Source organism: Nostocoides sp., from assembly GCF_035343835.1.
Taxonomy (GTDB): Bacteria; Actinomycetota; Actinomycetes; order Actinomycetales; family Dermatophilaceae; genus Nostocoides_A; species Nostocoides_A vanveenii.
Genome location: NZ_DAOQZV010000057.1, coordinates 1 through 15,553, shown reverse-complemented (window position 1 = coordinate 15,553; position 15,553 = coordinate 1). Strand labels below are relative to the sequence as shown.

Below are 15,553 nucleotides of genomic sequence, written 5' to 3'. Positions count from 1 at the left end.
GCGTGGGCAAACTTCGTGGGGTGTCGTAGCGTGGGTGTGGCTCCAGACGACATCTGACTGACCGATGACATCCCCCAGCCGACCCAGACCGACCCGACCTGGCCCGAGACCCCCCGGAGGAACAATGGCCGCCGAAGGCCAAGCTGTCGTCAAAGACGAAACGGCGCCGGAGCCGGACGACCCGCGCAAGCCCCAGGCGGCGACCGAGATCAAGAAGCCGGGGTGGAAGTACACCCTCAAAGCCGCCTGGCATGAGTTCGGCCGTGATCAGTGCACGGACCTGGCGGCGGCGCTGACCTATTATTCCGTTCTCGCGGTCTTCCCCGCGCTGCTCGCGCTCGTCTCGCTGCTCGGTGTCGTCGGGCAGGGGCAGTCGACCGTCGACGCTCTGTTGAAGCTGCTCGACGAGGCCGGCGTCGGCAATGTCGACGCCGAGCTGCGCAAGGTACTCACGAGCATGGTCAACGCTGGCGGCGCCGGGTTCGCGCTCGTCACCGGCATCCTTGGTGCCCTGTGGTCGGCGTCGGGATATGTCGGCGCTTTCGGCCGCGCGATGAACCGGATCTACCAGATCGACGAGGGCCGGCCGTTCTGGAAGTTGCGCCCGATCCAGCTCGCGGTCACCGTCTTCATGGTCATCCTCGCGGCGCTGGTGCTGCTCGGCCTGGTCGTCAGCGGCCCCCTGACGCAAAGCATCGGCGACGCCATCGGCCTGGGCGACACCGCCGTGAAGGCGTGGACTATCGCGAAGTGGCCGGTCATCCTCGCCATCGTCGTCGTCATGGTCGCTGTCCTCTATTACACGACGCCGAATGTCCGCCAGCCCAAGATCCAGTGGGTCAGCATCGGTGCCGTCATCGCCATCCTTACGTGGGTGCTCGCGTCGCTGGCGTTCGGCTTCTATGTCTCCCAGTTCAGCAACTACAACAAGACCTATGGCTCGCTCGCTGGCGTCGTCGTCTTCCTCCTCTGGCTCTGGCTGACCAATCTCGCGCTGCTCTTCGGCGCCGAGGTCGATTCGGAACTCGAACGTGCCCGCCAGTTGCAGGCCGGCATCGTCGCTGAGCGCAACCTCCAACTGCCGCCCCGCGATGACACGAAGTCCAAGAAGGCGGCGGCCAAACTCGAGAAGAAGGTCGCCGAGGGCCGCGAACTGCGCGAGTCATCCGGCAACAGCATTGAGCCAATCGATCCCCACCGCACCGGCGAGCGCGCCCAGGCCAAGCCTGACAAGGAGGCTGCGCGTCAAGCGGCAGCAGCCGAGCCCAGCGGCCTCGACTCGGCCGCCCGGCCACCTATCGCAGATCGGCCCGCGACCCCGGAGGAGCAACCCGTCACGACGGTCGGCTTCGTCGGGATGATCGGTCTCGTCGTCATGCGGGTCCTCGCGAGACGCAAGAAGGCCATGGCCCGCGCGCGATAGGAGGCGAAGCCGTCACGATGTGTCCGAGGGGGGACTTGAACCCCCATCCCCGTGAGGGGACTAGCACCTCAAGCTAGCGCGTCTGCCAATTCCGCCACCCGGACGAGGTATCGGCGTGACGCCCAGGAGCGCCGCACCGAGGGGAGAGACTAGCACGCCGGCCGGGGCCTACCCAATCGCGGGCGCCTCCCGCGTCCTGCCAGCACGCCGTGATCGTTGCCTCATCGGGGATGCCCGCGGATCACCGGAATTCCCCGCGTGCGGCACACTAGCGCCGTGCTGCACCTGCGCGTGACCACGCCTACCGAACTGACCCCCGGTGTGCTCGACGTGGTCAACGGCCATCCGTATGTCAGCGCGGTCGGCTTCCACCGTGGTGCAGCGCTGCGGCCCCTGGGCGACATCGTCACCGCCGATGTGGCGCGCGAAGGTGCCAACGAGATCCTCGACGCGCTGCGCGACCTCGGCGTGCACAAGTGCGGCACCGTCCACATCGAGGAAGTCGGGACCTGGCTCTCGCACGGCGCCTACGAGGCGGAGAGTCAGGCCCCAGGCTCCAGCGCCGATGCGGTGGTGTGGGCGCAGGTGGGGAATCGGGCATACGCCGACTCCGAGTTCAACTGGACCTTCCTGTCGTTCATGACTATGGCCACCCTCCTGGCCAGCATCGCCATTGTGGTCGACTCGGGGATCCTGACCGTCGGCGCCATGGTCCTCGGCCCGGAGTTCGGGGCGATCGCCGCGATCGGCCTGGCACTCGTGCGACGGCGTTGGCACCTGCTGGCGCTGGCCACTCGGACTCTCACCCTGGGCTTCGGCGTCGCCATTGCCATCACCACCCTCGCCAGCCTGACCGGGCGCCTCCTCGGCTGGGTCACCCTCGAGGACGTCATCGGCCCGCGCCCCGGCACCGCCTTCATCTACTCCCCGGACAAGTGGTCCTTCATCGTGGCGATCGTGGCGGCGGCGGCCGGCGTCCTCTCGCTGACCTCGGCCAAGGTCGGCGGCCTGTCGGGTGTCTTCATCTCGGTCACAACGATTCCCGCAGCCGGCAATGTCGGGCTGGGGCTAGCGTTCGGCGCCTGGGGCGAGATTCGCGGATCGGTCATCCAACTCGTGGTCAACCTTGCGGGCATGGCGATCGCCGGCTGGTTGACGCTGCTCTTGCAGCAGTCCATCTGGTCTCGGATCAGCCCGCGCAGCAAGACGATGGTCGGCCGCCTGCCGCAATGAACCGACCGTATGCCGTGGGGTCTAGGTTCAGCAGATCGGACCAAGGAGGTTGTGGTGCAGGTACTCGACGGACGCGAGGTGCCCCTCGGCGGCATACGTGCACTGACCGTGCGACGCACGCTGCCGCATCGCGATCGGTCGTTCATCGGGGCGTGGTGCTTCGTCGACCACTACGGTCCCGCGCCCGTCGGCGTCGACGGATCGGGCGGTATGGACGTGCCACCCCACCCGCACACCGGCCTGCAGACCGTCTCCTGGCTCTTCGACGGCGAGATCGAGCACCGCGACTCCGGCGGCAATCACGCGATGGTCCGTCCCGGGGAGGTCAACCTGATGACCGGTGGGCGGGGCATCGCCCACTCCGAGGTGTCCACGCCGGCCACGCACGTGCTGCACGGCGTCCAGTTATGGGTGGCGCTGCCCGAGGAAGCCCGCCAGCACGAGCGGTCGTTCGAGCACTTCGCCCCGCAGCGGGCGGCGCTGCCGGGGGAAGCGGGCACGGCATACGTGTTCCTGGGCGCGCTGGGCAATGTGGCGGCATCGCCTGTCAAAACACACACCCCGCTGCTGGGGGCGCAACTCGACCTCGTGCCCGGGGCGATGCTGGACCTGAGGTTGGACCCGGCATACGAGCACGGGGTGCTGCTCGACATCGGCGCCCTGAGCGTCGCCGGGCGGGACTTGGCCTTCGGCGACCTGGCGTGCTTCGACGCCGGGCGCGACTCGCTGACGCTGGCGGCCGGGCCGGCGGGGGCGCGTGTCGTGCTACTCGGCGGCCTCCCCTTCGAGGAGGAGATCGTCATGTGGTGGAACTTCGTCGCCCGCACCCACGACGAAATCGTGGAAGCGCGCGACGAGTGGGAGGCGAGCAGCGATCGCTTCGGCGACGTGCCCGGGTATGCCGGCGCGGTCGCCCGCATCCCCGCGCCGCCGCTGCCGAGTGGGCGGCTGCGGTCGCGGAACAGTTCCGGCCGCACCTAAGCTGCGTGCGTCGCCGCCAATCGTCACCCGTCTCATGGGTCCTTGCGAGGGCGGCCGCGGCGAGGGATGGGCTGGGCGGACCTGGGGGAGCGACCGGCATCAGCGAGCGCGCGGCGCAGCACCATCTCGATTTGGGCGTTCACGCTGCGCAACTCGTCGCCCGCCCAGCGGGTCAATGCCTCGTGCACGGCAGGATCGAGCCGGAGCAGCACCTGACGCCGCTCCGGCCGATCCGCGTTCGAGCCCGTCATGACTAGGTGTAGAGGCTGCCCGCGTTGAGGACGGGTGCCGCGTTCTGCTCGCTGCACAGGACGACGAGCAGGTTCGAGACCATGGCGGCGCGGCGCTCGTCGTCAAGATCGACGATCGACTCCTCTTCGAGCTTGGCCAGCGCCATCTCGACCATGCCCACAGCTCCCTCGACGATCTTGGCGCGTGCCGCGACGACGGCCGACGCCTGCTGGCGACGCAGCATCGCCTGGGCGATCTCGGGGGCGTAGGCCAGATGTGAGATCCGGACCTCGATGATCTCGACGCCGGCCACCGCTACCCGGGCGGCGACTTCCTGAGCCAGCTCGCCCGAGACGACATCGGTCGACCCGCGCAGCGACTCGCCGTCGCCCGCGGCATCGTCGTAGGGGTGACTGGTCGCGACATGCCGCAGCGCTGCCTCGGACTGCACACGCACGAAGCCCTGGTAGTCCTCGACGGAGAACGAGGCCTTGGCCGTGTCGGCGACCTGCCAGACCACGATGCAAGCAATCTCCACGGGGTTGCCGCTGGCGTCGTTGACCTTGAGGGCATTGGTCTCGAAGTTGTTGACCCGCAAGGAGACTCGCTTCTTGGTCGTCAGCGGCGCAACCATCGCAAGGCCGGTCCGGCGGTTTGTGCCGATATAGCGACCGAAGAACTGGATCACCTTGCTCTGACCGGGCTGGACGACCACGATCGAGGACAGGATCAGCAGGGCCAGGACGAACAGCACGACGGCCGCGATCATTCGGCCGACGCTCGGATTGACGCCAACCTGGCCCACCGGGATCGCCTTGACGAAGACATAGGCCGCGCTCGCGAGCAGGGCCACGCCGGCCGCGAGGGCCAAGAATCCGTTGACCGCGAACGACGGGCGCTCGGCCACGTCCACTCGCGCCCCTTGATGACCGACCGGCACGCCCGCTGGCTGCGGGACCGAGGGCTCGCTGATGTTCTGCGTCATGGTGTTTCCCCTGTCTTTGAGAAGCTATCTAAGTGATATCACATTAATCACGCTTTTGCAGCGCGTCCGGTTCCCGGGCCTCGACTCGGCCCCAGGGATGGTGGAATGGCTGGGCGTCCGCACCACTGACCCGCAAGGAGCCCACGCATGTATGCCGCACCGCGCGCCGCGCGCACGCCGGACGAGGTGCTCACGGACTTCACCGAATGGACTGCGCGGCAAGGGATCACACTCTATCCGGCACAGGAGGAGGCGGTCCTGGCGCTGCTCGGCCGTGCGAATGTCATCCTGGCGACGCCCACCGGCTCCGGGAAGTCCCTCGTGGCGGTGGCCGCTCACGCCAAGGCGCTCGGCGCTGGGGAGCGCAGTTGGTACACCGCCCCGATCAAGGCGCTGGTGTCGGAGAAGTTTTTCGCCCTGGTCGCGATCTTCGGGGCCGAGAACGTTGGCATGCTGACCGGAGACGCTGCGGTCAACCCGGACGCCCCGATCATCTGCGCCACCGCTGAGGTGCTCGCGAATCAGGCGCTGCGCCAACGGCATACGGCCGATGTCGGGGTGGTCGTCATGGACGAATTCCACTTCTATGCCGAGCCCGACCGCGGGTGGGCCTGGCAGGTGCCGCTCCTCTTACTGCCACACACGCAGTTCTTGTTGATGTCGGCGACCCTCGGTGACACCAGCTTCTTCGAGACTGACCTGACCCGCCGCACCGGACGCGAGACAGTGGCCATCACGCACGCGGACCGGCCGGTGCCGCTGCACTTCGCGTGGGCCATGACGCCGATCCACGAGACCATCGAGGATCTGCTACGTGAGCGGCAGGCGCCGATCTACGTCGTCCATTTCACCCAGCAGGCAGCCGTCGAGCGGGCCCTGGCCCTGATGAGTGTCAACGTCTCCTCGACCGCGAACAAGGACGCCATCAAGGCCCTCGTCGGTGGCTTCCGCTTCGGCAAGGGCTTCGGCCAGACGCTGAAACGCCTTGTCCTGCATGGCATCGGCATCCACCACGCCGGGATGCTGCCGAAATACCGCCGGCTCGTCGAGATGCTCGCTCAAGCCGGCCTGCTCAAAGTCGTGTGCGGCACCGACACCCTCGGGGTCGGCATCAATGTTCCTATCCGGACCGTGCTGATCACCTCGCTGACCAAGTACGACGGCCGGCGCCAGCGGGTCCTGCGGGCGCGCGAGTTCCACCAGATCGCGGGTCGCGCGGGGCGCGCCGGGTATGACGTCGAAGGTTTCGTCGTCGTCCAGGCGCCCGAGCACGTCATCGAGAATCACCGGGCGCTCCTTAAGGCCGGTGACGATCCCAAGAAGCGCCGCAAGGTCGCTCGCAAGGGCCCGCCCGAAGGCGTCCTCTCCTACACCCAAGCGACGTATGACCGGCTGGTCGCCGCCCCGCCGGAAGCGCTCCGCTCACGTTTCCACGTCACCCACGCAATGCTCCTCAACGCCTTCGCCGAACCGGATGGGCAGGGCGAAACCCTGCGAATCCTGTTGTCCGACAACCACGAAGACGCCTCGCGCTACCCAGGACTGATCCGACATGCCGCCCAGGTGATCGACGCGCTCGTGCGTGCCGACATCGTCGAGGCCGACGTGGACGAGCCCGGCTACGCGGTCCCGGCGGCCCTGCTCACCTCTCCCGAGGGAGCGACGCAGGCCACGGAGGCCGGCCTCGTGGGCGGGATTCCTTACGCGGCCACGGACGGGGGCGCCGAGCCGGACGAGGCCGGGGTCGAGGCAGACACAAGGGATTCCGATGCGGCGGGCGAGGACGACATGCCGCTCGACGTCGCGGGGACGTTGGCCACGGCATACCGGCTGGTCGACGATCTGCAGCACGGCTTCGCGCTCAACCAGCCGCTTTCCGCCTTCGCCGTTGCGGCCATCGACGTGCTCGATCCGCAGGATCCGGGCTACACGCTAGATCTGGTCAGCGTCATCGAGGCGACGCTGGAGGATCCGCGGGCGGTCTTGATGGCGCAGCAGTTCGAGGCGCGTGGGGTGGCTGTGGACCAGCTCAAGGCGGACGGCCTCGACTACGAGGAGCGCGTGGCGCTGCTGGAGGATGTCACCTGGCCCAAGCCGCTCGCCGACTTTCTCGGCGCGACCTTCGCCAGCTATCGCCGCAGCCATCCGTGGATCCACGACGGCGATCTGTCGCCGAAATCCGTTGTGCGCGAGATGTTCGAGACCGGTATGACTTTTGGTCAGTTCGTCGGCCGCTACAAGCTTGCGCGTGCCGAAGGCGTGGTGTTGCGCTATCTGTCCGACGCGTATCGCGCGCTGCGCTCCACGGTTCCGGTCAGTGTGCGCTCGGAGGAATTCGACGATCTCCTCGAATGGCTCGGTGAGCTTGTGCGACAGACCGATTCGAGCCTGCTCGATGAGTGGGAGGCGCTGGCCAACCCCAGCGACGAGGACGCGACCGAGGTCCGCTCGGGTGACACCCGCGTCCTCAGCGCCAACCCGCGCGCCCTGCGCGTCATGGTCCGCCAGGCGGCCTTCCGGCGCATCGACCTGCTCGCCCGCGAGGCGTATGCCGCTCTGGCCCAGTTGGATTCGGGCCTGACCCAGGCCGAGTGGGAGAGCGCCGCCGGCGACTATTTCGCCGAATACGCCGACATCGGCACCGGGCCAGAAGCGCGCGGCCCGGGTCTGTTCGCCATCGACGAGCGCCCGGGGGAGTGGATCGTGACTCAGGTGCTCGATGACCCCGAGGGCGACCGGGACTGGCGAGTGACCCTGCGTCTCGACATCGCGGCCACCGACGAGGCCGGCGAACTCGACCTGCGCACCCTCGACTTCGCTCCCGCGCCCTAGGGTGACGGGATGGATCTGCCCGTGCTCCCGCCCGTCCTGCCGATGCTCGCCAAGTCGGTCAAGGGCATCCCTGACCCCGGCAAGCACGACGGCGGACTCTCCTTCGAGCCGAAGTGGGACGGCTTCCGGTGCCTGGTGTTCAAAGACGGTGACGAGATCGAATTGACCTCGCGCAACACCAAGCCACTGACGCGGTATTTCCCCGAGGTCGTCGCCGCGATGCGCGGGTGCCTGCCCGACAAGGTCGTCCTCGACGGCGAGATCTTCGTCGCAATCGGTGACCGCTTGGAGTTCGAAGTCCTCCAGGAACGCATCCACCCAGCCACGTCCCGCGTCACCTTGCTCAGCACCCAGACGCCCGCGCAATATGTCGCCTTCGACCTCCTGGCGCTCGCCTCGGAGAACCTCATGGACCGCCCTTTCACCGAGCGCCGCGCTGCCCTGACGGGCGTGCTGACCAAGGACAGCCCGAGTGTGCACATCACACGGACCACGACCGACCCCGCCCGAGCACACGCATGGTTCGAACAATTCGAGGGCGCGGGACTGGACGGGGTGATGGCCAAGCCGATGGGCGCGGCATACGTCCCCAACGGACGCACGATGTTCAAGATCAAGCACGAGCGCACCGCGGACGTCGTCCTCGCCGGCTATCGCCTCCACAAGAACTCCACGCCCGACCATCCCCTCCTTGGATCCTTGCTGCTCGGGCTCTATGACACCGAGAGCGGGCTGCAACACATCGGCGTCTCGGCATCCTTCACGCAGGCCCGCCGAGCCGCGCTGGTCGAGGAGTTGCGTCCCCTGGAGTGCCCTTTCGAGGAGCACCCCTGGGGCGGCTGGGCCGAGTGGGCGATCGCCAACCCCGACCGAGTCCCCGGCACCCAGAGCCGATGGAGCGCCGGCAAGGATCTCTCGTTCGTGCCGCTGCGGCCCGAACGCGTCCTCGAAGTCGGCTACGACCACATGGAGGGCCGGCGTTTCCGGCATACGGCACAATTCAAGCGCTGGCGCCCCGATCGCGAACCAGAGAGCTGCGGCTACGACCAGCTCGACGAGGTCGCGTCCTACGACCTGGCAGACATCCTGCGCACCGACTGAGCCGTCGTGCGGGGCCGACGGGCCCACCGCACGCCCCCTCCTTTACAGTGGGTGGGCGGCGCGCTGCGCCGATCACAACAACGAACTATGGGGAGATCGTTCGATGTATGCCCGCACCCAGCTGACCGCTCTCGTCTTTGCCGCCGCCACGGCCCTGACCGCCTGCGGCGGTGGCGGTGGCTCGTCCACCACGAGCGCAGCGGCCACCACGCCGCCGGCCACCACCGCAGCCGCCACGACCAGCGCTGCTAGTTCGGCTCCCGCCACCGACACCGCCAGCGGCGCTGGCCTGCCCGGCAATCTCGAGGGGTGTATGGACGCCGCGAACGTCGGTCTGGCGATGGCCGGTGTCGGGTTGGAGGGACTGACCGGCAAGTTCGATCAGGCGGCCTTCGACAAGGCCTTCCCCGCCGGCACCATCGACAAGCTCCCGAACGATCTGAAGGATCTCTACACCGCAGCGGAGACGGCCGCCAAGGACATTGTCGGCAAATCCGGCACCGAGGCGATGAACGCGACCACCGCCTACACCGACAAGCTCACCGCCTACAGCGAGGCGCTGGGCAAGGTCTGCAGCTGACGCGATGGCGGTGACGGCGCAGGACGAGGTCGCGCGGATCTGCCAAGAGCTGATCCGCATCGATTCGAGCAACTTCGGCGACGGACGCGGCCCCGGGGAGGCGGCGGCCGCGGCATACGTCGTCGGGTTGCTCGAAGAGGTGGGCCTGACGCCGACCGTCATCGAGTCCGACCCGGGGCGCGCGAGTGTCTTCCTGCGCATCCCGGGGGCGGATCGCACCCGGCCCGGCCTGGCCATCCACGGTCATCTCGACGTCGTTCCGGCGAATGCGGCGGACTGGCAGGTCGATCCCTTCGCCGGGGTCGAGCGCGATGGGTGCATCTGGGGTCGTGGCGCGGTCGACATGAAGGGGATGGACGCGATGATCCTCGCGACCGTCCGCGAACTCGCCCGCACCGGCACCGTCCCGCCGCGCGACCTGGTGATCGGCTTCTTCGCCGACGAGGAGGCGGGCGGCGTGCACGGCTCGCAGTATGTCGTCGCGAACCATCCGGAGATCTTCGCCGGCGTGTCCGAGGCGATCAGCGAGGTCGGAGGCTACAGCGTCACCGTCCCCGGCGCCGACGGCAATCCGCGCCGCGCCTATCTGCTCCAGACCGCGGAAAAGGGCATCCTCTGGCTTCGGATGACCGCGCACGGCCGGGCCGGGCACGGCTCTGTCCCCAATGACGAGAACCCGATCGTCCGTCTCGCCCAGGCGATCGCCCGGATCGACGCCCACGAGTGGCCGCGCGAGTTCATCCCGTCGGTCGAGTCGCTCCTGGACGGCCTCGCTGACCTGACCGGGACCTCGTATGCCGGCGGCGACCTCGACCCGCTGCTCGCGCACCTCGGCGGGGCGGCCGGATTCGTGCGGGGCACGCTGCGCGACACGGCCAACCTGACGATGCTGGAGGCCGGGTACAAGCAGAACGTCATCCCGCAGGACGCGCACGCCAGCATTGACGCACGCTTCCTGCCCGGTCATGACGAAACCGTCATGAAGACCTTGCGCGACCTGGCCGGCGATCACGTCGACATCGACATCCTGCACGAGGACATCGCCCTGGACTCACCCTTCTCCGGCGGGCTGGTCGAGGCGATGATCGAGGCCATCCAGGCCGAAGATCCAGGCGCAGAGGTACTGCCCTACTGCCTCTCCGGGGGCACGGACAACAAGGCCCTCTCGCGGCTCGGCATCACCGGCTACGGCTTCGCGCCCCTGCAACTGCCCGCCGACCTCGACTTCGCCCCGATGTTCCACGGAATCGACGAGCGCGTGCCCGTGGCTGCGCTGGAGTTTGGCACTCGGGTCCTCGCGCGCCTGATCGCCACCTGCTGACGAACCCCGCGCAAGCGGCCGACGGACAGCGCCATCGGCGAAGCGGCGGGTCTCCGCCCGGGTGAGTTGTCGGTGACCCGGGCTCCTTGTGTGCGAACAGGCACGCGCTACCGTGTCTGCCATGGCCGACCCGCGCGCTGCCCTTGTTGCCTTGACCGCCGCCTTCGAACGACACCTGGAAGCCTGCGCACAACGCCGCGGCGAGGACGACCCGGCCGTGGTGGCCGCTTATGACGACCTGGCCGACGCCTTCGAGGAATATGACGAGTCCCTGCTGGAAGCCTTCGGCGAGATGACTCCGCTCGAGCTCTACGCAGGCGAGGACGACGACTCCGACGAGGATGAGGAGTTGGATGAGGAGCCGGACGACGAGGACGACCTCGACGACGACGATGATGACCTCGACGATGAGGACGACGACGAGAGCGCGACGGGCAGCGATGACGAGTCCGATTCGGATCAGCGCTATCTCGGCCTGGACGACGAGGAGTTCGACGTCGTCGAGCTCGGCGACGACGCGGCCGGCCACCCGAGCTGACGTCCGCTCCCGCACTCCACCGCGCCCCCGACCGTCCGTCCGGCGCGCCCTCAGGTGCTTCCCAGTTTTGGCTGGTTGAATTCTGCACCGCGTTGCTCGTTGCCGTGCTCGCTCCCATGCCCGCCCTCTGACCCCCGAGGCCTCTGCTCATGCTCAGCTATTTCGATGCCGTCGTGCTCGGCGTCGTCGAGGGACTCACCGAGTTCCTCCCCGTCTCGTCCACCGGCCATCTGACGGTCGCCGAGAAAATGCTCGGCCTCAAGGTCGACGAACCGGCGGTCACGGCCTACACGGCGATCATTCAGCTCGGAGCAATCCTGGCGACCCTTCTCTTCTTCGGGCGCAAGATCATTCGGCTGTTTCTGGCGTGGGTGCGCGGGCTGACCGATGCCCAGGCGCGCACAAATCATGACTACCCCCTGGCCTGGGCGGTCATCCTCGGCTCGATCCCGGTCGGGATCGTCGGCTTCCTGGCGCGTCACGTCATCGAAGGTCCCTTGCGTAATCTTTGGGTCGTCGCCGCGGCCCTGGTCGCCTGGAGTGCGGTGATGTTCGTCGCCGAGAAGCGCCACGACGACCTCGCAGCGGCCGGCAGCCAGCGCGGTGAGGGGCAGGTCGACGCCAAGGACGGGGTCATCATCGGCCTGGTCCAGTGCTTCTCGCTGATCCCCGGAGTGTCCCGGTCCGGGGCCACGATCTCGGCCGGGCTCCTGCGCGGCATCGACCGCGTCACCGCGACCGAACTGAGCTTCTTCATGGCCATCCCGGCACTGACCGCGGCCGGCCTGTTCTCGATGGTGTCCGAGAAGGACAACCTCGGTGCACTCGGCGCCGGCCAGATGCTCCTAGGCACCGTGGTCGCCTTCGTCGTCGCGTATGCCTCGATCGCCTGGCTCCTGCGCTTCGTCGCGACCAACTCGCTGCGCTCCTTCATCGGCTACCGCGTCCTGGCCGGTGCCGGCCTGGCCCTGGCGCTGGGCGCGGGCTGGCTCGCGGCGACCTGAGGTCGCGCGACCTAGACTGCCCCAGTGCCGACACTCCTGCTGATCCGCCACGGCCGGACGACCGCCAACGCTTCCGGGACGCTCGCCGGCCACCTGCCCGGCATCGGCCTCGACGAGGTCGGCCGCACCCAGGCCGCCCGGCTCGCGGAGCGCCTCAGCGCCCTGCCCGTATGCCGTGTGGTCGCCAGCCCGCTGCAGCGCACGGTCGAGACCGCCACGCTGCTGGCCGAGGCGCACGGGCTGCCCGTGCTGACGGAGGTGGGCCTGGAGGAGTGCCGGTATGGCGCGTGGACCGGCCGGCCGCTGAAGGACCTGGCGGCCGAGGACCTCTGGCAGACCGTGCAGCGGGCACCGTCCGCCGCGACCTTCCCGCCCAGCCCGGAGCACGCCAACGAATCCCTGGCGCAGATGTCGGCCCGGGCGATCGCCGCCGTGCGAGGGCACGATGCCGAGGTTCGCGGCGAGCATGGCGCGCAGGCCATCTGGGCGGCGGTCAGCCACGGCGACGTCATCAAGGCGATCCTCGCCGACGCCCTGGGGACCCACCTGGATCAGTTCCAGCGCATCCACGTTGACCCGGCATCGGTGAGCGTCATCCGCTATACCACCGGCCGGCCGCTCGTCCTCGGGATCAACGGCACGGGCACCGGCCTAGAGGGCCTGATCCCGGCGCCCATCGCCGAGGAGGCTCCGGCCGACGACACCGGCGACGGGATCATCGGCGGCGGCGGCGGAGGCGCGCCCGACCCGGCGGGTAGGGTCGAAGACATGAGTTCCACCGGTCAGGTCGGGCGCGAGGACGTCCGATGAGCCTGACGTCCTACGACCCGCCGGAGCGCTTCGTTGCAGGCACGGTCGGCCCGCCCGGCAACCGGACCTTCTTCCTGCAGGCCCGCGACGGCGCCCGGATCTCGACGATGTCGGTGGAAAAGGTGCACGTCATCGCGATCGCCGACCGGATCAGCGATGCCCTGGAGGCCTCCGGGTCGTTGCCGGCCGTGCCGCTTGCGGTCGACAACGAGCCCCTGGACACACCCTTCGAAGACGATTTCCGCATCAACACCCTCGCCCTGCGCTTCGAGGCGGACCGTCGGGTCGTCATTCTCGAATGCCACGACCGCGACCCCGACGCCGACGAGGAGGCGCAGCAGCAGGCCCGCGAGGCCGGCCTGCCGGCCGCGATCCAGTCGGTTCAGGTGACGCTCAGCGCGCCGATGGCGGCCGAGTTCGCGCGACGCTGCAAGGCGCTAGTGGCCGCCGGCCGCCCGCCCTGTCCCTTCTGCGGGCTGCCCCTGGATCCGACCGGGCACATCTGCCCGCGCGCGAACGGCTACCGGCGCTGATCGACGCGGAGCAGTTGCAGCGCGCCGAGTTGCACATCCTCGGCCGGGTCGCGGGCGCCTCCAACACCACGCTGCTGACCCGGCTCGATGCTGCCGGCACCGGTCCGCTGGCGATCTACAAGCCGATCTCCGGCGAGCGCCCGCTGTGGGATTTCCCCGACGGCTCGCTCGCGGGGCGGGAGCGGGCGGCCTATGTCATCAGCGAACTAGGCGGCTGGCACATGGTGCCCCGCACCATCCTGCGCGACGGCCCACTGGGACGCGGCATGGTCCAGGAGTGGCTCGGCGGCCTGGGCGAGGACGCCCCCGAATCCGTCGTCCACGTGATCCGCCCTGGCAGCCTGGCCACCGGACTGATCCCCGTCCTGCGAGCCGTCGACGACGACGGCGGGCCGCTGCTCGTCGCCCATGAGGACGCACCGGACGTGCGTGCCCTGGCCGTGCTCGACGTCGTCCTGAACAACACCGACCGCAAAGGCGCGCACGCCTTCCGGCATGCAGGGCGCCTGTATGCCGTCGATCACGGCGTGACCTTCCACCGCGAGCCCAAGTTGCGGACTGTCTTATGGGGCTGGGCCGGAGAAGCATTGCCCGACAGCGAGATCCACCGTCTGGAGACCCTTGCCACCCGGCTGGAGCGCGTGGACGAGGAGTCCTCGGAACTGGCCGAGCACCTGACGGTCCGCGAGGTGCGTGCGCTCCGGGCGCGGGTCGCGGCCTTGCTGGCGGAGCGGCGCCATCCGGCGCCCGCGGGGGAGTGGCCCGCCATCCCCTGGCCGCCGCTCTGATCTGTCGGCGGCGGCAGTTACCCTTGCCGACGTGAGAGCCTGGCCCGAGGTCACGATCCCAGCCATCCCCGGTCACGGCGGTTCCGTGCGCGTGCGCGACACCGCGTCCGGCGAGCTCGTGGAGGTGACCGGCAGCGACGGCAGCGCCAGCCTGTATGTCTGCGGGATCACCCCGTATGACGCCACCCACCTCGGTCACGCCGCCACCTATGTGACCTTCGATCTGCTCGGACGCGCGCTGCGCGACAGCGGATTGCGGGTGCGCTACATCCAGAATGTGACCGACGTCGACGACCCGCTGCTCGAGCGCGCAGCGCGCGACGGCGTGGACTGGACCGATCTCGCTGCCTCCGAGATCGCCCTCTTCCGCGAAGACATGACCGCGCTGGGCGTGCTGCCGCCGGCGGAGTTGGTCGGCGTCGTCGAGTCCATCGACGTCATCGCTGCGGACGTGCGCGAACTGATCGCGGCGGGAGCGGCATACGAGTTGGGGGTGCCGGGCGCGGACGGCCCGGACATCTACCTGGACCTGACGCGCGCCGACGATTTTCCGATCGTCAGCAACTTCACGCGCACGGCCATGATGGACGTGATCGTCGACCGGGGCGGCGACCCCGACCGGCCCGGGAAGCGCGATCCGCTCGACCCCCTGCTGTGGCGCGCCGAGCGGCCGGGTGAGCCGGCTTGGCGGGTGCCGGGGTTGCCCGCCGGACGGCCGGGCTGGCACATCGAGTGCACGGCCATCGCCGGCGACCGCCTCGGGCTGCCCATCGACGTCCAGGGCGGGGGCGTCGACCTCGTCTTCCCCCATCACGATATGTCCGCGACCCAGGCCGAGGCCCTGGGCGAGCGCTTCGCCAAGGCGTATGTGCACCAGGCCATGGTCGGCCTCGACGGCGAGAAGATGAGCAAGTCCAAGGGCAACCTGGTGCTCGTCTCCGCCCTGCGCGGGGCCGGGATCGACCCGATGGCCATCCGGTTGCTGCTGCTCGGCCACCGCTACGACGCGCCCTGGGAGTTCACCGACAACGACCTGGAAACGGCGCGGACGCGCCTGTCGTCGTGGCGTGCAGGGGTATCGGTCAATGAGGGGCCGCCCGCCGAGGCCACCGTGGCCGCGATCCGCGCCGCCCTGGCCGACAACCTGGATGCCCCGGCGGCCGTAGCCGCCGTCGATGCGTGGGTCGCTGCGT

Annotated in this window: 15 protein-coding genes and 1 tRNA gene; 13 read left to right on the top strand and 3 right to left on the bottom strand. The window is 69.0% G+C overall.

The features are described from left to right. Positions 1-124: 124 nt before the first annotated feature. The gene (locus tag PKH97_RS06145) at positions 125-1,423 is read left to right on the top strand and encodes a YihY/virulence factor BrkB family protein (RefSeq protein WP_324386527.1); all 1,299 of its coding nucleotides are present in this window, start codon (positions 125-127) and stop codon (positions 1,421-1,423) included. 20 nt (positions 1,424-1,443) lie between these two features. Here PKH97_RS06145 and PKH97_RS06140 read toward each other — a convergent pair. Continuing rightward, positions 1,444-1,527, bottom strand: a tRNA-Leu gene (locus PKH97_RS06140). 172 nt (positions 1,528-1,699) lie between these two features. Here PKH97_RS06140 and PKH97_RS06135 point away from each other — a divergent pair. After that, positions 1,700-2,656: a DUF389 domain-containing protein gene (locus PKH97_RS06135; RefSeq protein WP_324386526.1), complete on the top strand. Its 957-nt coding sequence runs from the start codon at positions 1,700-1,702 to the stop codon at positions 2,654-2,656. Positions 2,657-2,710: 54 nt separating this feature from the next. After that, positions 2,711-3,637, top strand: a complete 927-nt coding sequence (locus PKH97_RS06130) for a pirin family protein (RefSeq protein ID WP_324386525.1) — start codon at positions 2,711-2,713, stop codon at positions 3,635-3,637. A gap of 32 nt (positions 3,638-3,669) precedes the next feature. Here PKH97_RS06130 and PKH97_RS06125 read toward each other — a convergent pair whose 3' ends face one another. Further along, positions 3,670-3,888 (bottom strand): hypothetical protein, encoded by a 219-nt coding sequence (locus PKH97_RS06125; protein ID WP_324386524.1) that lies wholly within the window; start codon positions 3,886-3,888, stop codon positions 3,670-3,672. A 2-nt stretch (positions 3,889-3,890) separates the two neighbouring features. After that, a complete protein-coding gene (locus PKH97_RS06120; protein WP_324386523.1) occupies positions 3,891-4,853 on the bottom strand; it encodes an SPFH domain-containing protein in 963 nt (320 codons plus the stop codon). 147 nt (positions 4,854-5,000) lie between these two features. Here PKH97_RS06120 and PKH97_RS06115 point away from each other — a divergent pair, with 147 nt between their 5' ends. The 10 genes from PKH97_RS06115 to mshC all read left to right on the top strand — a co-directional run. Next, complete coding sequence (locus PKH97_RS06115; protein ID WP_324386522.1) at positions 5,001-7,685, top strand: DUF3516 domain-containing protein; 2,685 nt, start codon at positions 5,001-5,003, stop codon at positions 7,683-7,685. Positions 7,686-7,694: 9 nt separating this feature from the next. Further along, positions 7,695-8,786: an ATP-dependent DNA ligase gene (locus PKH97_RS06110; RefSeq protein ID WP_324386521.1), complete on the top strand. Its 1,092-nt coding sequence runs from the start codon at positions 7,695-7,697 to the stop codon at positions 8,784-8,786. Between the two features lie 103 nt (positions 8,787-8,889). After that, on the top strand, positions 8,890-9,366 hold the full coding sequence (locus PKH97_RS06105; RefSeq protein ID WP_324386520.1) for a hypothetical protein: 477 nt from the start codon (positions 8,890-8,892) through the stop codon (positions 9,364-9,366). Positions 9,367-9,370: 4 nt separating this feature from the next. After that, positions 9,371-10,687 carry a M20/M25/M40 family metallo-hydrolase gene (locus PKH97_RS06100; RefSeq protein ID WP_324386519.1) on the top strand — a complete coding sequence of 439 codons (1,317 nt, stop codon included), beginning with the start codon at positions 9,371-9,373 and terminating at the stop codon, positions 10,685-10,687. 121 nt (positions 10,688-10,808) lie between these two features. After that, on the top strand, positions 10,809-11,225 hold the full coding sequence (locus PKH97_RS06095) for a hypothetical protein (RefSeq protein ID WP_324386518.1): 417 nt from the start codon (positions 10,809-10,811) through the stop codon (positions 11,223-11,225). Between the two features lie 149 nt (positions 11,226-11,374). Then, positions 11,375-12,229 carry an undecaprenyl-diphosphate phosphatase gene (locus PKH97_RS06090; protein WP_324386517.1) on the top strand — a complete coding sequence of 285 codons (855 nt, stop codon included), beginning with the start codon at positions 11,375-11,377 and terminating at the stop codon, positions 12,227-12,229. 24 nt (positions 12,230-12,253) lie between these two features. Continuing rightward, positions 12,254-13,039 carry an MSMEG_4193 family putative phosphomutase gene (locus PKH97_RS06085; RefSeq protein WP_324386516.1) on the top strand — a complete coding sequence of 262 codons (786 nt, stop codon included), beginning with the start codon at positions 12,254-12,256 and terminating at the stop codon, positions 13,037-13,039. After that, on the top strand, positions 13,036-13,572 hold the full coding sequence (locus PKH97_RS06080) for a DUF3090 domain-containing protein (protein ID WP_324386515.1): 537 nt from the start codon (positions 13,036-13,038) through the stop codon (positions 13,570-13,572). Before PKH97_RS06085 ends, PKH97_RS06080 begins: the two co-directional genes overlap by 4 nt. Before the next feature lie 14 nt (positions 13,573-13,586). Continuing rightward, positions 13,587-14,360 carry an SCO1664 family protein gene (locus PKH97_RS06075; RefSeq protein WP_324386514.1) on the top strand — a complete coding sequence of 258 codons (774 nt, stop codon included), beginning with the start codon at positions 13,587-13,589 and terminating at the stop codon, positions 14,358-14,360. A gap of 31 nt (positions 14,361-14,391) precedes the next feature. Further along, the coding region (gene mshC, locus PKH97_RS06070) for a cysteine--1-D-myo-inosityl 2-amino-2-deoxy-alpha-D-glucopyranoside ligase (protein ID WP_324386513.1) at positions 14,392-15,553 on the top strand (1,162 nt) is incomplete at its 3' end.